Annotated in this window: 12 protein-coding genes; all 12 read left to right on the forward strand. The window is 41.7% G+C overall.

From position 1 onward, the window contains the following. Positions 1 to 678 precede the first annotated feature (678 nt). Entirely contained in the window at positions 679 to 1,707 is a 1,029-nt protein-coding gene (locus IQ13_RS03540; RefSeq protein WP_144884560.1) for a LacI family DNA-binding transcriptional regulator, read from the forward strand. Positions 1,708 to 1,726: 19 nt separating this feature from the next. Then, positions 1,727 to 3,865, forward strand: coding sequence for an alpha-glucuronidase family glycosyl hydrolase (locus IQ13_RS03545; RefSeq protein ID WP_144884562.1), 2,139 nt, complete (start codon positions 1,727 to 1,729; stop codon positions 3,863 to 3,865). Between the two features lie 93 nt (positions 3,866 to 3,958). Next, complete coding sequence (locus tag IQ13_RS03550) at positions 3,959 to 4,729, forward strand: SDR family NAD(P)-dependent oxidoreductase (protein WP_144884564.1); 771 nt, start codon at positions 3,959 to 3,961, stop codon at positions 4,727 to 4,729. Between the two features lie 69 nt (positions 4,730 to 4,798). After that, positions 4,799 to 7,357 (forward strand): glycosyl hydrolase 115 family protein, encoded by a 2,559-nt coding sequence (locus IQ13_RS03555; protein WP_144884566.1) that lies wholly within the window; start codon positions 4,799 to 4,801, stop codon positions 7,355 to 7,357. Positions 7,358 to 7,385: 28 nt separating this feature from the next. Beyond that, positions 7,386 to 8,498, forward strand: coding sequence for an endo-1,4-beta-xylanase (locus IQ13_RS03560; protein WP_144884568.1), 1,113 nt, complete (start codon positions 7,386 to 7,388; stop codon positions 8,496 to 8,498). A gap of 28 nt (positions 8,499 to 8,526) precedes the next feature. After that, a complete protein-coding gene (locus IQ13_RS03565; protein WP_144884570.1) occupies positions 8,527 to 9,954 on the forward strand; it encodes an MFS transporter in 1,428 nt (475 codons plus the stop codon). A gap of 50 nt (positions 9,955 to 10,004) precedes the next feature. Further along, positions 10,005 to 11,042 (forward strand): glycoside hydrolase family 43 protein, encoded by a 1,038-nt coding sequence (locus IQ13_RS03570; protein WP_144884572.1) that lies wholly within the window; start codon positions 10,005 to 10,007, stop codon positions 11,040 to 11,042. Positions 11,043 to 11,055: 13 nt separating this feature from the next. Beyond that, positions 11,056 to 12,723 carry a glycoside hydrolase family 43 protein gene (locus tag IQ13_RS03575; RefSeq protein WP_144884574.1) on the forward strand — a complete coding sequence of 556 codons (1,668 nt, stop codon included), beginning with the start codon at positions 11,056 to 11,058 and terminating at the stop codon, positions 12,721 to 12,723. A gap of 48 nt (positions 12,724 to 12,771) precedes the next feature. After that, the gene (locus IQ13_RS03580) at positions 12,772 to 15,390 is read left to right on the forward strand and encodes a glycoside hydrolase family 3 C-terminal domain-containing protein (protein WP_144884576.1); all 2,619 of its coding nucleotides are present in this window, start codon (positions 12,772 to 12,774) and stop codon (positions 15,388 to 15,390) included. Positions 15,391 to 15,424: 34 nt separating this feature from the next. Next, positions 15,425 to 16,801, forward strand: coding sequence for a Gfo/Idh/MocA family protein (locus tag IQ13_RS03585; protein WP_144884578.1), 1,377 nt, complete (start codon positions 15,425 to 15,427; stop codon positions 16,799 to 16,801). Between the two features lie 32 nt (positions 16,802 to 16,833). Then, positions 16,834 to 18,771 carry a sialate O-acetylesterase gene (locus IQ13_RS03590; RefSeq protein WP_144884580.1) on the forward strand — a complete coding sequence of 646 codons (1,938 nt, stop codon included), beginning with the start codon at positions 16,834 to 16,836 and terminating at the stop codon, positions 18,769 to 18,771. An 8-nt stretch (positions 18,772 to 18,779) separates the two neighbouring features. Next, positions 18,780 to 20,333 (forward strand): glucuronyl esterase domain-containing protein, encoded by a 1,554-nt coding sequence (locus tag IQ13_RS03595; protein WP_144884582.1) that lies wholly within the window; start codon positions 18,780 to 18,782, stop codon positions 20,331 to 20,333. Positions 20,334 to 20,335 lie beyond the last annotated feature (2 nt).

Below are 20,335 nucleotides of genomic sequence, written 5' to 3' on the forward strand. Positions count from 1 at the left end.
CTAGCTTACAAACAATAAACGGGCCGTGGTTTTCTTTGTTGTTGACAACCAGCGAAGTGGAGGGAACTAAGTTTGTCATTAAAATACCACCGAAAGCTGTTTGCAACAGAAACAAAACGCCTGCCTTTTTTGTAAAGATAAAGTCATTAGGTTTTATTGCAATCGGTTGCAGAAAATTACAGGAAAATGGCTGCATTTTTAACCAATTGCAGGCCTAACAACCAAGGCAAACTATTATGTCCATTTCTTTTTGTCAGCATTGATTTTTTGCAAAACGAAAGCCCTCAAGAATGAAAAAGTAACAAATGCTAGTCAAAAAACAGCAGTAAATACAGTTTCCTTCAATCGCAACTACTGCACCACTCAAAAAAATGCAACCGATTACATTTTTTGATTAAAAAACTACTATCTTAGGCTTTTAAACGAAGCTTGTTTTTATTTCATGCGTCACCATTCTACTTTCTTAAGCCCAGATTGCAGGTTTACCGACTTGTACAATTCAAATTGCAGAAGTGCTGTGCTCAATGAAAGGACAGCTGAATTCCTATCCTTTTCTGAAAAAATCGTTTTTCAGTTTTTACCATATCGGCCTTCTAATCAGGCTGTATTTAATTCAAAACGAACCATGCTACCCTGCACGATATATTTACTGCAGCAGAGAAACAAAGCAGAACTAAAATGAAAGAAAAAAAAGAAGTTACCATTTATGATATTGCACAGTTGCTGGATCTTTCCACTGCAACAGTTAGCCGTGCATTACAGGATCATCCTGCAATTAATAAAAATACCAAGAAGAAAATACAGGATACTGCAAAAGAAATGGGTTATCGCCATAACAATTTTGCAAGTAATCTCCGTAAACAGAAAACCAACACCATTGGTATTATTGTGCATGAACTGAACAGTAACTTTATTACTTCTGTTCTTGCAGGTATTGAAAAGATAAGCACCGAAGCCGGTTACGATTTAATTATCACACACTCATCTGAAAGTTATAAAAAAGAAGCAGCGAACGTTCTCAACTTATTTCACAAACGTGTAGACGGTATTATTGCTTCACTATCGTTTGATACAAAAGGACTCGATCATTTTCAACCGTTCTTCGATAAAAACATTCCGGTTATTTTCTTCGATCGTGTGGAAGAAAATTCTGATAACGCCAAAGTGGTGATTGATAACTACAAAAACGGTTACCAGGCAACACAGCATTTAATTGAGCAAGGCAGCAAGCGCATTGTAATTGTTACAGCCAACCTTAACCGTAACGTATATGCTCAACGTTTCAAAGGATATAAAGATGCCCTGTTCGATAACAATATTGCATTTGATGAAAACCTTGTACTGATAAAAGACCTCAGTGAAAAATGCGGACGGGAAGCTGCCGAACAAATATTGGCAATGAACCCCATGCCCGATGCTGCATTTATTACCAACGATTTCTCTGCTGCGGTTTGCATGCAAACGTTGAAGGAACATGGAATACGTATACCGGAAGAAATTGCCATTGTAGGTTTCAACAACGATGCCATCAGTAAAATTGTGGAACCGCAATTAACCACAATTAACTATCCCGGTATTGATATTGGTGAGATTGCTGCACGTAACCTTATTGCGCATTTGAAAGGCGATGTAAACATTACGCAAACCAATACCATTATTGTAAAATCAGATTTAATTGTCCGTAAATCATCCTTGCGTAAAGGATAATGTTGTAACGATTACTTACATGAAGAAATTAAACCTATTGCTGCTGTTTGTGCTTGCCTGCTTTTGTGTACAGGCAGAAAATGGCTACGACTTATGGTTGCGCTATCTACCTGTTAGTAACCCGGTGTTGCTGCAGCAATACAAACAACAACTGGTATCGCCGGTAGTGCTTGGCTCCTCTTCTACTGTGTCTGTCATCCGTACAGAATTAGCATCAGCATTGAAAGGATTAACAGGAAACGCATATACTGTATCTTCTTCCCTTACGTCAACAAATACATTGATTATCGGTAAAGCTGATGCATCAAAAATCCTGTCACCACTTGTAACAAAAGAAGAACTAAAGCAACTTGGCGAAGAAGGGTTCATACTAAAAGCAAAGCCCGGTAAAACGATCATTACGGGCAATACTGATGTGGCTGTACTCTACGGCCTTTTTCATTACCTGCGGTTAATGCAAAGCAATCAGCCAATCACAAATCTCAATATTATTTCTGTACCGAAACTGAAGTTGCGGATGCTGAATCATTGGGATAATATGAACCGTACAGTTGAGCGGGGCTATGCAGGTTTTTCGATCTGGGACTGGCATCGACTCCCCGGTTTTATCGATCAACGTTATATTGATTATGCAAGAGCCAATGCTTCCATTGGAATTAATGCTGTTACACTTACCAATGTAAATGCCAATGCACTTATTCTTACTCCTGCTTACCTGGAGAAAGTAAAAGCATTGGCAGATGTGTTTCGCCCCTACGGCATCAAAGTATTTTTAACGGCACGCTTCAGTGCACCGATAGAACTTGCACGGTTAAAAACTGCGGATCCTTTGAATGAAGACGTAAAGGCATGGTGGAATAATAAAGCCAATGAAATCTATTCGTACATCCCCGACTTTGGTGGCTTTTTGGTAAAAGCAAACAGCGAAGGGCAACCGGGGCCGCAGGATTATAAGCGTACACATGCAGAAGGTGCCAATATGTTGGCCAATGCAGTTGCGCCACACAAAGGAATTGTCATCTGGCGTGCATTTGTGTATGCTGCAGAAAATCCGGTTGACAGGCATAAGCAGGCTTATGATGATTTTGTTCCGCTCGATGGAAAGTTCAATGACAATGTGATGGTGCAGGTAAAGAACGGCGCTATTGATTTTATGCCCCGTGAACCGTTTCATCCGTTGTTTGGTGCCATGCCGAAAACGCCGTTGATGATGGAGTTTCAGGTAACACAGGAATATTTAGGACAGGCAACCAACTGGGTATTTCTTGCGCCGTTATTTAAAGAGGTGTTAGATGCAGATACATACGCCAAAGGCAAAAACAGTACTGTAGCGAAAGTAATTGATGGCAGTTTAGACAATCATGCACTGAATGGTATGACCGGTGTTGCCAACATTGGCACCGATATCAACTGGTGTGGCCATCCAATGGCACAAGCGAATTGGTATGCACTTGGTCGTCTTGCATGGAATTATAATTTGAGCAGTGATGCAATTGCTGAAGAATGGTTGCGTATGACGTATAGTAACGATGCAGCATTTGTACAATCAACCAAACAGATCATGTTACGCAGCCGTGAAATTATGGTTGATTATATGAACCCCATTGGTCTGCACCATATAATGGCAACAGGTCATCACTACGGCCCCGGCCCATGGGTAAGTAACCTCAATCGCCCTGAGTGGAATCCTGTTTACTATCATAAAGCTGACAGCATTGGTATTGGTTTCAACCGCACATCAACAGGAAGCAAAGCAATTGAACAATATTTTCCGGAAGTAAGAAAGCAATGGGAAAACATTGCAACATGCGATGAAAAATACCTGCTGTGGTTTCATCATGCTTCGTGGAATCATACCATGAAAAGTGGCCGCAGTTTATGGAATGAATTATGCTATAAATACAATACAGGTGTAGATAGCGTGAAATGGATGCAGCGTGAATGGCAAAAGCAACAAACAAAAGTTGATGCGCAGCGCTTCAAAGAAGTAAGCATGTTACTGAATGTACAACTAGAAGAAGCAAAATGGTGGCGCAATGCATGCTTGTTATACTTCCAGACATTTTCGAAACAACCGATTCCATCGAATTACGAACAACCCGATAAAACATTAGACTATTATAAAAGTTTACGTTTCCCGTTTGCACCGGGCAACTAAACCCCTATCCCCTGAAGGGGGATAAGAACTGCATTGTTCTAATAGTCTGACTCAATGAATTAATATTATTGTTTAACAAAACAAATAAAATAAATGAGTAATCAAAACACCCCTTCAGGGGATGGGGGCACAAAAACAGCAATTGTAACAGGTGGCGGATCAGGACTTGGTCTTGCAATTGCCAAAGCATTCACAGCAAATAATATTAAAACCATTATTGTTGGTCGTGATGAAGAAAAACTAAAAACAGCAGTTGCAGAATTAGGTGAAAATGGTTTTTATAAAGTTTGTGATCTGAGTAATTTATCAACCATTCCTGCATTGATCGAAAATATTCTGGCGGAATTTGGCAAGATTGATATACTGGTGAACAATGCAGGCATTAATCAAAAGAAAGTATTTGAAGAAGTAACCGATGAAGAATTTCAACGCATCATCACAACAAATGTAACGGCTGTGTTCAGCATCAGTCGTGAAGTGGTGAAAGATATGTTGAAACGGAATAGCGGTTGCATTATCAACATCAGTTCCATGGCGGCACAATATGGCTTGCCCAAAGTAATTGCCTACAGTGCAAGTAAAACGGCCATAGATGGTATGACGAGAGCCATGGCCGTTGAACTTAGTCCAAACGGTATTCGTGTAAACGCTATTGCACCAGGTTTCATCTATAGTGCAATGACGGAAAAGGCATTGAACAGCGATCCTGAACGCAAAGCAAAAGTATTTAACCGTACACCCATGGGCTACATGGGTCAACCGGAAGATATTGGTGCGGCTGCGTTATACTTAGCAAGTGATGGCGCTAAGTATGTAACCGGTGTTGTACTGCCAGTTGATGGTGGTAACAGTATTGGTTTTTGATTGATTGAACGAACGATTTAAACAAACCTGTGCTGCATGCAGTGAGCAGCACAGGTTGATTCTTGTATTATGAAAAAAACGATCTTGCTTGTCGGTCTTTTTTGTGCGTACATACAATTATCGTATGCGCAATTGATTGCAGAAACTTCAAGCCCCTCTTCTATTGCTTTATCCGGCGCAACGATTCTTGTTGATGCCAATGACTATACTGTTGTAAACAAGGCGGCGCATTTTTTTTCAACCGATATGCAATCGGTTACATTGAAAGAAAGTAGTGTACAGAACATAATCAGCAAGTCGAACAAAACAGCAATCATCATTGGCTCAGTTGACAAATCATCTCTAATTAAACAACTCATTCAACAAAAGAAAATAGCTATTGCTGACCTGAAAGGCAAATGGGAAGCGTATAAAATTCTTACTGTAAAAAATCCATTTAAAGGAATTGACCAGGCACTTGTTGTAGTTGGCAGCGACAGACGAGGAACTGCATTTGCTGTGTTTGAACTCAGCAAACAAATCGGCGTATCACCATGGTATTGGTGGGCCGATGTTCCTGTGCAAACAAAAAAAGAGATCTACATCAACAGCAATGCAACCATTACTGATGCGCCAAAAGTAAAATACCGTGGCATTTTCATTAATGATGAAGCTCCTGCACTCAGCAACTGGAGCAAAGAAAAGTTCGGCGGCTTCAATTCAAAGTTTTATGCTAAAGTGTTTGAGTTGATGCTTCGTTTAAAATCCAACTATATCTGGCCAGCCATGTGGGGCAATGCATTTTACGATGATGATTCGCTCAACATTAAAGTGGCAGATGACTATGCGATTGTGATCGGTACATCGCATCACGAACCATTGATGCGTGCACATGCAGAGTGGGCGAAGTATGGCAAAAAACAAAAATGGAATTACGATAGTACCGAAGCAGGACTAAAAGAATTCTGGAGTATAGGTATTAAGCGTGCATGGAACGAAAAAATTGTAAGTGTTGGTATGCGTGGTGATGGTGATGAACCGATGAGCCGTGAAACTGCAACCGCATTACTCGAACGCATTGTAAAAGATCAACGAAAAATTATTGCTGATGTAACCGGCAAACCTGCTGAACAAACACCACAACTCTGGGCATTGTATAAAGAAGTACAGGATTATTATGATAAAGGCATGCGTGTGCCCGATGATGTAACGTTGTTGTTATGTGATGATAACTGGGGTAATCTCCGCAAGCTGCCGAAACCAACTGAAAAGCCCCGCAAAGGTGGTTATGGCATCTATTATCATTTCGATTATGTAGGTGGGCCTCGTAATTACAAATGGCTCAATACAAATCCGCTACCACGCATTTGGGAACAGATGCATTTAGCATACGAGCATCATGTAAACGAGATCTGGATTGTGAATGTGGGTGATATTAAACCAATGGAACTGCCCATCTCCTTCTTCCTGGATTATGCATGGAACCCGGATAGAATAGATGCAAATGATGTTCGCCCTTACACAGAAAAATGGGCTGCACAACAATTCGGAACAAAACACGCAAACGCAATTGCAGATTTACTTGCGAAATATGCAAAGTATAACAGCCGCAGAAAACCGGAGATGCTCGATGATAAAACATACAGCTTCTTTTATGGCGAATGGGAAAATGTGGTAAATGATTACAATGAACTGCTGAACCTGGCAGAGGAGATCAATAACCAATTAACAGCTGAACAGAAAGATGCCTTCTTTCAACTGGTACTCCATCCCATTAAAGCCTGTGCTAATCTCAACGAACTCTATTACAATGTTGCATTGAACAAAGAAGCTTTCAAAGAGAAGTATGAACGCACCAACGAGTATGCAGATAAAGTAAAAGAACTGTATCAAAAGGATTCGCTCATTACCCTTGAATATCATCGGCTAAACAATGGCAAATGGAATCACATGATGAGCCAGACGCACATCGGTTATACCTATTGGCAGCAGCCGCCGTTTAATAAAATGCCGGCTGTGCAATATTTACCTGAAGGAACACAGTACAAAGACGAAATCATTACAATTGGTAAAATACCACAGGCAGATTATCCAAAGAATGCAAAACCGAATAGTTTCTTTGAACAGTTTGAAGTGATATCGATTGAAGCAGCACATTTCACCAAAGCAAACAACAGCAAAACCATTTCATGGAAAGTATTACCCGATCTCGGCCGCACAGGTGATGCAGTTACAACTTTTCCTGTAACGGCGCAGCAGCAACAACCGTCAGCAACAACTCCTTTCCTGGAGTATGAAATTTATACGTACAGTAAAGACAGCTTTACCATTCATGCCTACTTCTCTCCTTCTTTGAATTTCTTTAATACAGAAAATGGTTTACAGTATGCCATTTCAGTTGATGATGAAGCACCGCAGATCATCAGCCTGAACAAAGAAGATAAGAACAGCATCAGCGGTATCTGGAACAAATGGGTGGGCGAAAATATTATTATCAAAACAAGTAAACACAGGATCAACACACCCGGTAAACATGTAATCAAATACTGGATGGTGAACAGCGGCGTGTTGTTACAAAAAATTGTAGCCGACTTTGGCGGCATGGAAAAATCCTATCTAGGTCCGCCTGAAACAAAGACCAACAACTAATCACTCAACTACTGATAAAACGAATAGTATGAAAAAGTTCATTTTAAAAATTACTGCAGCAGGAGCAATAGTAGCTTCTCTGGCCTATTGCAGCACTGCAAAAAAAATAACAACAACGGCAGTTTCGTTAAAAGATGCGTACAAAAATGACTTTCTCATAGGAACGGCCCTAAACACGCCGCAAATTGAAGAAAGAGATCCTAAAGCCGCAGCTTTAATCCCCGTACAGTTCAATGCCGTTACCCCGGAGAATTGTATGAAAGCTGAAAATATTCATCCACAGTGGGATCAGTACACTTTTGATCTCTCCGATAAACTGGTTGCCTACGCTGCAAAGCACAACATCAAAGTAAACGGACATACACTCATCTGGCATAGCCAGTTACCGCAGTTTGCAAGGAGAATCAAAGATGTTGATTCGTTCAAAACATTTTTTACCAATCATATCAACACAGTTGCAAGCCGCTACAAAGGAAAAGTGTTTTCATGGGATGTAGTGAATGAAGCATTGAATGAAGATGGCACTATGCGTAAGTCGATCTTCTTAGATAAAATAGGCGATGGATTTGTAACAGAAGCTTTCCGTTTGGCAGAAAAAGCATCACCCGGCACAGAACTCTATTACAACGATTATAATAATGAACAACCGAAAAAACGTGAAGGCTGTATTGCACTCGTAAAAAAAGTACAGGCTGCAGGTGTGCGTATTGATGGCGTGGGCATACAAGGCCATTGGCATTTAGGTCGTGTTCCGTTCAAGGATATTGAAGAAAGTATTCTTGCTTATCATGCATTGGGTTTAAAAGTGATGATCACGGAGCTGGATATTGAAATGCTGCCACGCAATTTCCAGGGAGCAGATGTCAACCAACGCCAGGCTTCTAATCCTGCATTGAATCCATATGCCAATGGTATTCCGGATAGTTTGTTACAACAACAGGCAGCTGATTATGCCAACCTCTTTAAATTATTTTTAAAACACAAGGATAAAATTACACGTGTTACATTCTGGGGTGTGAACGATGGACAAAGCTGGTTAAATGGATGGCCCATTCCCGGTCGCACCAATTATCCATTGTTGTTTGATCGTGCATTTAACCCTAAACCTGCTTATCATGCAGTAATGGCCTTAAAGAAATAAACCACTTACAGCTTATTAAAACCAAAACATGGAATCTTCTCAAAAACTATCAGTAGTTGAAAAAATCGGTTATAGCCTGGGCGATCTTGCTGCCAATCTCGTGTTTCAAACACTTGTAACATGGATCGCATATTACTATTTAAACATTTATGGGCTGAAGTCGGAGCATGCTTCCATGTTAACGCTTGTGGTGGGCTTAGTTGCGGCGTTTGCATTTAATCCTATCATGGGAGCGATTGCAGACAGAACAAATTCAAAATGGGGAAAATTCCGGCCATGGATCTTATGGACAGCCATTCCGTTAGGCGTTGTTTCATTGCTTGCATTTAAAACACCCGACTTTGCCTACCAGGGAAAAGTCATTTACGCAGTCATCACTTATGCTTTGCTGTTATTACTGTATGCCGCTAACAATTTGCCTTATGGTGCATTGAGCGGAGTAATTACCGGTGATATGAAAGAACGCAACAGCTTAAGTTCTTATCGTTTTGTTGCGGTGATGTTTGCCCAGTTTTTTGTACAGGTGTTCATGTATAATTTTATTATTAAAGCAGGTGGTGGAACAGATGCAGAAGCAATGAAAATCGGCATCTCAAAAGTAATGACGGTGCTCGCTATTATTGGCACACTGATGCTCATTATTTGCTTTCTCACCACAAAAGAGCGTATCATTCCAAAACCTGAGCAAAAATCAAGTTTAAAAGAAGACCTCGGCGATCTGTTTAAAAACAAACCCTGGGTCATTATTCTTACAGTAACTACGTTGATCTTTGTTACACTTGCATTAAAAGGTGGCTCCTATGTTTATTATTTTGAAAACTATGTTGACAAAGCTGAGTTGACTGCTTTCTTAGAACCATTTAAAAAGTTTCTGCCAACATTTGAAAATGATACTTCATTAGGTTTAGGTGTATTTAATGGCGGTGGTATTTTGGTTGGCCTCATTGGTATTATGATATCGCCTTGGTTTGCTAACAGATGGGGCAAACGCAATGTGTTCATGGCATCGCTACTGATTGCAACAGTATTTATCATTCTGTTCTACTTCTTCCCACCAAAATCAATTGCCATCATTTTTGCAGCGCAAATATTACATGGCTTTTTCTACGGCATCAACACGCCTATTCTCTGGACAATGATTGCCGATGTGGCTGATTACAGTGAATGGAAAAATAACCGTCGAGCAACAGCTATCATCTTCTCTGCCATGATGGTGGGTTTAAAAGCAGGGTTAAGCATCGGCAGTTCACTCGTATCATGGATATTGGGAAAATATGGCTACATGCCGCAAAGCACAAGCGGACAAACAGAATCGGCCATTACCGGAACAAAAATGCTGGTGAGTATCTATCCGGCTATTCCTTTTTTACTAGCTATAGTGCTTTTGTTCTTTTATGAAATAAATAAAAAAATGGAAGTACAGATAGAAACAGATCTGAAACAACGACGTTCATAAATTTTCAACTTCCGTCAGACGCCTTCGTCGGACGGGACAAAACATAACTTATGCCAGAAGATAGTATTGATCATATCGACTTTGATGTATTGAACAGCAAAGCGATTTCTCAACCATTGGTGAAACATATTTACACAGCCGATCCATCGGCACATGTGTTCAATGGAAAAATTTATATCTATCCTTCACATGATGTGGATGCAGGTGATGCATTTGATGATTTGGGTAGCCATTTCGCTATGGAAGATTATCATGTGCTTTCCATGGATTCACCAACAAGTGAAGCAGTTGACAACGGCTTGGCCTTGCATGTAAACGATGTGCCTTGGGCTGCTAAACAAATGTGGGCACCTGATGCAAACGAGAAGGACGGCAAGTATTACCTCTTCTTTCCTGCAAAAGACCATGAAGGCATCTTCAGAATTGGTGTGGCGGTGAGTGATTCACCTGTTGGCCCGTTTACCCCACAGCCCGAAGCAATCAAAGGAAGTTTCTCCATTGACCCTGCTGTGTACAAAGATGAAGATGGAAGTTATTATATGTACTTCGGTGGTATCTGGGGCGGGCAGTTGCAACGCTGGCGCAACGGAACGTTTAATGCAGCACAACCCGAAAGTCCGTTCGCATTTTTACCGGATGCAAATGAGCCGGCTTTGTGTGCAAAAATTGCAAAGCTTACAGATGATTTACTGGAATTTGCTGAAGCTCCAAAAGATGTTGTTATCACCGATGAAAATGGTGATCCGCTTTTACAAGGTGATACCGACCGACGTTTTTTTGAAGCAAGCTGGTTGCACAAACACAACGGCAAATACTATTTCTCTTATTCAACCGGCGATACGCATTATCTCTGTTATGCCATTGGCGATAATCCTTACGGTCCGTTCAAATATGTCGGCAGAATTTTAGAACCTGTTGTAGGATGGACATCACATCACTCTATCTGCGCATTCGAAGACAAGTGGTATTTGTTTTACCACGACAGCAGTTTAAGCAAAGGCGTAACACATTTACGCAGTGTAAAAGTAACAGAGCTGGTGCATGATGAAAACGGTTTTATCCAAACAATCAAACCTTACAACGATTAAACAATACAATCAGATGAAGAAATTATTCTTAGCAGTTTCTTTTGCCATGGCATTGTTTTATGCAAAAGCACAAACCTTCAACAATCCCATACTGGCGGGCTTCTACCCCGATCCCAGTATTTGCAGAGTAGGTAACGATTATTATGTTACCACTTCTACGTTTGCTTATTTTCCCGGTCTTCCTATTTTCCACAGCACCGATTTAGTAAATTGGAAACAGATCGGTAATGCCATGGATCGTGAAGAACAATTGGATCAAACCAATGCAGGTGTGTCCAGAGGTTTGTTTGCACCTACTATCCGCTATCATAAAGGAACATTTTATATTCTTTGTACACTCATTGATAAGAAAGGAAATTTCATCATCACAGCCAAAGACCCAAAAGGTCCGTGGAGCAATCCTATCTGGTTGCCGGAAGTTAAAGGCATTGATCCTTCCATTGATTTTGTAGATGACAAAGCTTATGTTGTTTACAACAATGACGCACCGGATAACAAACCATTGTACAATGGTCATCGCACCATCCGCATGTATGAGTTCGACATCAATGCAATGAAAGTGGTGGGTGAGGAAATTTTACTCGTGAACGGTGGAACCGATCTTTCTAAAAAACCCATCTGGATCGAAGCTCCGCATATTTTCAAAAAAGATGATTGGTATTATTTGATTTGTGCAGAAGGTGGAACAGGCTACAATCACACAGAAGTTGTGTTCAGAAGTAAATCGGCGAAAGGGCCCTATGTTTCATATGAGAAGAATCCCATCCTCACACAAAAACATTTGGATAAAAAACGTCCTAACCCAATTACAACAACCGGTCATGCCGATTTTGTAGAAACACCTGATGGAAAATGGTGGGCTGTTTTTCTCGCCTGTCGCCCTTACGATGATGATTTTTATACAACCGGTCGTGAAACCTTTTTATTACCTGTTGAATGGAAAGATGGTTGGCCGCACATATTGGAAGGTGATGCAACAGTGCCTTATACATTACCTGTTCCTTTACCTGCCGTTACCAAAAAAGTAAACAATCCTTTTGGCGGTAACGTTATGTTTAGGGATGAATTCAATAGCGACAAATTTGATTTCCGTTATCTCTTCTTACGCAATCCTGAAAAAGATGTTTACAGCTTAACTGCTAAAAAAGGATTTCTGCAATTAGCATTACGTCCGCAAACGGCAACTGAACGGAAAAGTCCTTCCTTTCTCGGATACCGTCAGAATAACCTGAAAGGATATGCAGCAACAAGTATCAACTTTACTCCAGCATTAGAAAAAGAAAAAGCCGGCATGCTCATTTTCCAGAGCGAAAACTTTTATTACTTTTTATGCAAGTCGGTTGAAAATGGCACACCCGCTGTACAATTATTTAAATCACCAGCAAGAGGAAAAACAGAACCGGAATTACTCGCTTCGCAAAAATTAAACGCAACAAAAGAACTGTTTTTGAAAATCGAAGCAAGAGCAGACACGTATGCATTCTTCTTTGCAGAAAAAAAGAACGACTGGAAATTGTTGAAAGAAGGCGTTGACGGATCATTCCTTACAACAAAAGTTGCAGGTGGATTTGTAGGAAGCCTGTTTGCATTGTACGGCACATCCAATGGCGCACCAACTTCATCTGTAGCCTTATACGATTGGTTCGAGTACAAAGGAAACGATGATGCATTTAAAAAATAAAGAGACAAACTAAGTTTTACAGTTAAACCAGGATCAAAACAATCAACAATGAAAACCGTTCTTGCCATCCTCAGCACATTGCTTGTGACTATTACAGCATCCGCACAGGATTACAAATCATTTCCCATGTGGAACCCGAAGTTGCCCATTGAGCAACGGGTGAATGATGTTGTAAGCCGTTTAACATTGGAAGAAAAAGTAGCACAGATGCTCAATGCAACGCCTGCAATCCCACGTTTGGGTATTCCGGCCTACGATTGGTGGAACGAAGTGTTGCATGGTGTTGCAAGAACGCCATTCAAAACAACGGTATTTCCACAAGCCATTGGTATGGCTGCAACATGGGATACGACTTCACTCTTTCGTATGGCCGATTATTCTGCACTAGAAGGAAGAGCCATTTATAACAAAGCTGTTGAACAGGGACGAACTGCAGAACGTTATCTTGGTCTTACGTACTGGACGCCCAATATCAACATCTTTCGTGATCCACGCTGGGGTCGTGGTCAGGAAACTTATGGTGAAGACCCGTTTCTAACGGCCATGCTTGGACGGGCTTTTGTGCGTGGCTTGCAAGGTGAAGATCCAAAATATTTAAAAGCGGCTGCATGTGCCAAACATTTTGCGGTACACAGTGGTCCTGAGCCATCAAGACACTCCGATAATTTCAATCCGGCAGTGTACGATTTGTGGGACACGTATTTACCTGCATTTAAAGAACTGATCGTTGATGCAAACGTGGCCGGTGTGATGTGTGCATACAATGCCATCAATAATCAACCTTGTTGCGGCAATGATTTGCTGATGAATGATATTCTTCGGAAGCAATGGAAGTTCACAGGCTATGTTACAAGCGATTGCTGGGCCATTGACGATTTCTTCAAGTATCATAAAACACACAAAGACGCCACAAGTTCGGCTATTGATGCAGTAGTACATGGTACGGATATTGAATGTGGCCAGACTGTTTATAAAACATTAGTAGATGCAGTTAAGAATGGGTTGATTACCGAAGCACAACTGGATGTTTCATTGAAACGTTTGTTCACCATTCGTTATCGGTTGGGTATGTTCGATCCTTTATCGATGGTGAAGTATGCACAAACTCCTGCTTCAGTTTTGGAGAGCGCACCGCATAAAACACATGCGTTGAAGATGGCGCAGCAAAGTATTGTATTGCTGAAAAATGAAAAAAATGTATTGCCCCTTTCAAAGTCGATCAAAAAGATTGTTGTGGTGGGTCCAAATGCAGATAACAGCATTGCAGTGTTAGGCAACTACAATGGCACGCCTTCTGAAATTGTTACCGTGTTAAAAGGTATTCAGAACAAACTTGGAAGTAAAGCCGAAGTGGTTTATGAAAAAGCCATCAACTTCACCAATGATACTTTGCTGGTGTATACCGATATGCGCAAGCAATATTCATTCGATGGAAAGAACGGTTTCAAAGCAGAATATTTTAATAACAAAGAATTACAGGGCAATCCGGTTGTAACGCAAACGGAAGAAACAGTTGATCATTTCTGGCAGGAAGGTTCGCAGGTAGTTGGCAATTTGAACGCTTATAATTTTTCTGCACGTTATACAACCAATTACACAGCCGATAAGGATGGCTTTATCACCTTTGAAGTGGAAGCCGATGATGGTTACAAATTCAGCATCGACGATAAATCGGTATTGGATGCATGGACAAGAAACCGCTGGGGTGCAAGAACCTATCGTTTAAAAGCAGAAAAAGGGAAAACCTATAAACTGGTATTGGAATACTGGCAGGGCGAAGGAAAGGCGAATGTAAAATTAAGAGCCGGTAATTTTGAACAAACCAATTATGCTGCACTACTGAGTAAAGTAAGCGATGCTGATGCCATTGTTTATGTAGGTGGCATTTCGCCTCAACTGGAAGGTGAAGAAATGCGTGTTGATTATCCTGGTTTTAATGGCGGCGACAGAACAACCATACTGCTGCCGACTGTTCAAACCGAGCTGATGAAGAAACTGCACAGTACCGGCAAACCTGTTGTGTTTGTCATGATGACGGGCAGTGCCATTGCTACACCTTGGGAAAGCGAAAACATTCCTGCCATTGTGAATGCCTGGTATGGCGGACAAAGTGCAGGCACAGCAGTTGCCGATGTATTATTTGGGGATTACAATCCTGCCGGTCGTTTACCGGTTACATTCTACAAAAGCGATAATGATCTTCCGAGCTTTCTTGATTACGGCATGGACGGAAGAACCTATCGTTATTTCAAAGGCGAAGCATTGTATCCGTTTGGTCATGGGTTAAGCTATTCAACATTTGCATACAGCGGTTTGCAGCTTCCCAAAACAATTACAACCAACAAACCGGTTACCGTTACAGTAACGGTGAAGAATACAGGCAAACGTGATGGTGACGAAGTGGTGCAGTTGTATGTTTCACATCAAACAAAAAGCAAAGCACCGGTTCGTGCATTGAAAGGATTTAAACGTATCTCCTTGAAAGCAGGCGAAAGCAAAACCATCAGCTTTAAACTTACACCCGAAGAATTATCCTTGGTCAATGAAACAACAGGTAAATATTATCAGCCCAAAGGAAACGTACAGATCAGTGTGGGTGGTGGCCAGCCGGGTGTGAAAAATAAAACAACAAGTAACGTACTCAGCAGTACAATGCAAGTACTTTAATCCTTCATTTTAACGATTGCCTAAACGATATGCCATGCAAAAAAGAAATCAATCACGCAGAAAGTTTTTAGAAAACTCATTAAAAGCCTCTGCCCTGCTTGCTATCCCAAGCATTGTTCCTGCAAGTGTATTTGGTAAAAATGCACCAAGTAACCGGATTAACATTGCAGCAATTGGTACCGGACGTATTTCACGTGGGCACGATATGCCCGGCGTTTGGAAACACGATTATACACAGATTATGGCGGTGTGTGATGTGGATCTGAAACGTGCAAACGAAGGCAAACAGTTAGTAAATGAATTTTATTCGAAGCGGGATAACAAATCATTTGATGGTGTGAAAGTGTACACCGACTTCAGGGAGGTTTTACAAAATAAAGATGTAGATGCAGTACTCATCAGCACACCTGATCATACACATGCGATGCTGGGTGTTGCAGCAGCACGTGCTGGCAAACATATTTACATGCAAAAGCCTGCTTCGTTAACCATTGCCGAAGGAAGAGTCATCAGCAATGTGGTGCAAAAAAGCGGCGTAAAATTTCAGATCGGCAGTCAGCAGCGTAGTGCTGAACAATTCCGTTATGGTGCAGAGCTTGTTCGTAACGGACGAATCGGCGAATTGAAAACAGTGTATGTTGGTTTGCCCGGCGATCCGCCCGGTGGCAAAAAAGAAGAAATGCCGTTGCCCAAAGATTTTAATTATGATCTGTGGTTGGCATCAACACCCGAAGTGTATTATACCGAAGATCGTGTGCATCCTCAGGTTGGTTATAACCGTCCGGGTTGGTTGCGTTGCGAACAGTTTGGTGCAGGTATGATCACGGGTTGGGGTGCCCATCATATCGACAGTGCACATTGGGGCATGGGTATGGAAGCAAGCGGCCCAGTTGAAATATGGACAGATCATGTTGAGTTTGCAACCGGTGGCTTATGGGATGTACATGGCATTTTTAAAACAGGTGCCAAATATGCAAACGGTGTTACCATGATCGTCAGCAATGAATTTCAGAACGGAATCAAATTTGAAGGAACCAAAGGCTGGATTTTTGTTTCAAGAGGCGATTACCAGGCAACCTCCTCCGATCCCAACGTTGGAACCGTACAGGCAAAGAAAATTGATGCAAGTGATCCTGCTGTTCTTACATCAGTGATTGGTAAAAACGAATTTCATTTTACTGTAAGTAACGATCATCATGGCAACTGGCTGGAAGCAATCCGTGATAATAAGAAGACTATTGCCCCGGTTGAAGAAGCACATCGTGCATGTTCTGCTTGTTTGTTGCATCACATCTCCATGAAGCTGAACCGCAAATTGTATTGGGATCCTGTAAAGGAACAATTCAAAAACGATGACGAAGCAAACAGGATGTTATCGAGACCACAACGCAAAGGTTACGAAGTGAAATAAAACAGTCAAAAAACTCAAGCAAACAACCGATCATGAAACCGCTGCTTACCGCCTTTGTATTTGTTTTAGTTATTACAACGATCAATACCTCATTTGCACAGGTGAAATTGCCACAGATTGTACGAGACAGTATGATCCTGCAAAGAGATATGCCTGTAAACATCTGGGGCTGGTGTGCAGTCAATGAAAAAGTAAGTGTAAAGTTCAACGGTAAAACGTATAAAACAAAAGGCAATGCCGAAGGCAAATGGAGCATCAAGTTACCTGCAACAAAAGCCGGCGGTCCTTATACCATTGATATTACTGCCAGCAATAAGATCATCATTAAAGAAGTGTTGTTTGGAGATGTTTGGTTTTGCAGCGGACAAAGCAATATGGTGCATCAGCTGAATATTCATGATGTAACGTATGCCAAAGAAATCGCTGAAGCCAATGATCCGCAGATACGCCAGTTCTGGATTCCAACGCTTACCAGTCTGCAAGGCGTTCAAGAGAATTTACCAAGCGGTTTCTGGAAAGCTGCTGTTGGAGAAGATATTCGTCCCTTCTCTGCTGTTGCCTATTTCTTTGCAAAAAACATTTCGGAGAAGTACAAGATACCTGTTGGTATTATCAACGCCAGTGTGGGCGGCACGCCTATTGAAGCATGGACGAGTGAAGAAGGATTGAAAGATTTTGCAGCCTTGCAAACGACCATTACAAAAAATAAAGACACAGCTTATCTCAACAGTTTAAACCGCAGACCAACAAATATGCCCCGCATGGCTCCGCCTGTTGATGCAGGATTGAGCGGAACAATAAAATGGTTTGATGTAAACTATGTTCCGAAGGGTTGGCGCCCGATCAATATTCCCGGCTATTGGGAAGACCAGGGCATTAAAGATCTGAATGGTGTGGTGTGGTACAGAAAAGAAATAACTATTCCGGCTTCCATGGTTGGCAAGGCTGCTAAAGTTTTTCTTGGACGCATTGTTGATGCCGATGAATTATACATCAACGGCGTGCGTGTTGGCAACACTACCTATCAATATCCGCAGCGCAGGTATGCGATACCGGCCAATGTTTTAAAAGCAGGTAAAAATATGTTTGTTGTTCGTGTTACGAACAATGCAGGCAAAGGTGGATTTGTTCCCGATAAACCGTATTGCATTTTCGCTGGCAATGACACCGTTGATCTCAAAGGAACATGGCAGTACAAAGTTGGTCTGGTGAATCGTCCCTTTACCGGTGGAGGTTTTGGTGGTGGTGGCATCAATGCACAAAATCAACCAACCGCTTTGTACAATGCAATGGTAGCTCCTGTCATCAATTACAGCATCAAAGGTTTTTGCTGGTACCAGGGCGAAAGCAATGCAGGTAAACCACAGGAATACGGTGCGTTGCAGACGGCACAAATTCATGACTGGCGCAACAAATGGAAACAAGGCGAGTTGCCTTTTCTCTATGTGCAATTGCCAGGCTTTATGGATTACAACTACCTCCCTTCCGAAAGTGGATGGGCTATTTTACGTCAGCAGCAATTGAATACACTGTCTGTGCCTAACACAGCGATGGCTGTTGCCATTGATCTCGGAGAGTGGAATGATATTCATCCGGATAATAAAAAAGATGTCGGTACCCGTTTGGCATTAGCTGCACGCAAACTTGCTTACAATGAAAACATCGTGTATTCAGGCCCGCTTTATCGATCTGCAACAATTGATGGAAATAAAATTATTCTTTCGTTTCAACATACCGGCAGCGGATTGACAACAAATGATGGCGAAGAGCTGAGTGAATTTGCAATTGCAGGATCTGATAAAAAATTTGTGTGGGCCAAAGCAAAAATAGAAGGCGATAAAATTGTCGTGTGGAGTGATGAAGTAAAAGAACCGATGTATGTGCGTTATGCATGGGCGGACAACCCGGTGAACCCGAATCTGTATAACAAAGAAGGACTACCTGCCTCGCCGTTTACAACAGAAAAATAAATCATTACATGAAACTGAAACAAGCTGGGTTGCTTTTTATCGTATTTGTTGTTTTCAATAGTATCACTTTTGCACAGGTTTCTGTGATTGACAGCAGCAAATATCCAAAGCTCACAGTGTTTACTGTGCAGCAGGATCAGGCGAATATGATGCAACAGTTGGGCATAAAAAAATTACGTCCCGGTAAAAGTGGTAACGATAAAGATCCCAATCATGCAAACTATGATGAAGCGTTGGCGAATCCATGTCCTTTGTTGCCCGATGCACTTACGTTAAATAACGGCAAGAAAGTTACTACTGCTGATGGTTGGTGGAAACAACGCCGTCCCGAATTGATCGAAGAATTTGAACGGGAAGTGTATGGCCGCATTCCAAACAATGTTCCGAAGGTAACGTGGACGGTGAAGATCACTGACCGAGAAGTAGTGAACCGTATTCCGGTGATTGCAAAAGAAATTATTGGTCATGTAGATAACAGTGCCTACCCGTTGATCAATGTTGATATCAAAATGGTATTGGTGGTTCCGGCAAATGTGAAAGGGCCTGTTCCTGTGCTCATAATGTTTGGCCGCCCGGTATTACCTGCACCTGCACAACCATCGCCGGAAGATCTGGAGAAGATCAATAAATCATTCAAAGAAATGATGATCAGGAATGATCCTGCGATAAAAGAAATTTTCGAAAGGTATCCGGCTTATCAACCCATCACCCGTCTCCCCGCCCCTAACTTTTTTGCGCCTCCAAAAAGCGATGAAGAATTAACGCCGCAGGAAAGATTATTAGCTGCAGGTTGGGGTTGTCTCACCATCGATCCTGCAAGCATACAACCCGACAATGGTGCAGGATTAACAAGAGGTATCATCGGCTTAACAAATATGGGTCAACCACGCAAGCCCGATCAATGGGGTGTATTGCGTGCATGGGGTTGGGGTGCCAGTCGTGCATTGGATTATTTAGAAACAGAACCACTCGTCAATGCAAAACAAGTGGGCATTGAAGGTGTATCACGTTATGGCAAAGCGGCATTGGTAACAATGGCATTTGATCAACGTTTTGCTGTTGGATTGATTGGTTCATCAGGTAAAGGTGGTGTTACGTTACATCGAAGAGTGTTTGGTGAAACAGTCGAAAATTTAACTGGTGGTGGTTATCACTGGATGGCTGGTAACTATTTAAAATATGGTGCTGAAGAATCTTCGTTCGGCAGAAAAACAGGTTGCGACCTTCCGGTTGATTCGCATGAGATGTTAGCGTTATGTGCACCACGTGCTGTATTTGTGAGTTATGGTATTCCGGAGAAAGGTGATGCCAACTGGCTCGATCAGAAAGGAAGTTACCAGGCAACGATTGCAGCAGGAACTGTTTTCAAATTACTCGGCGCAAAAGATCTGGGTGTGAGCAATGATTATAGGAATGAAAAAATGCCACCCATGTTAACTGATATGGCGGATGGACAGTTAGCGTGGCGCCAACATGATGGCGGCCACACCGACGCACCGAATTTTAAATTCTTTATTCCGTGGGCAAGTAAATGGTTGAACTACGAAAAGAAACTACCTTGATC

Source organism: Lacibacter cauensis, from assembly GCF_007830055.1.
GTDB lineage: Bacteria > Bacteroidota > Bacteroidia > Chitinophagales > Chitinophagaceae > Lacibacter > Lacibacter cauensis.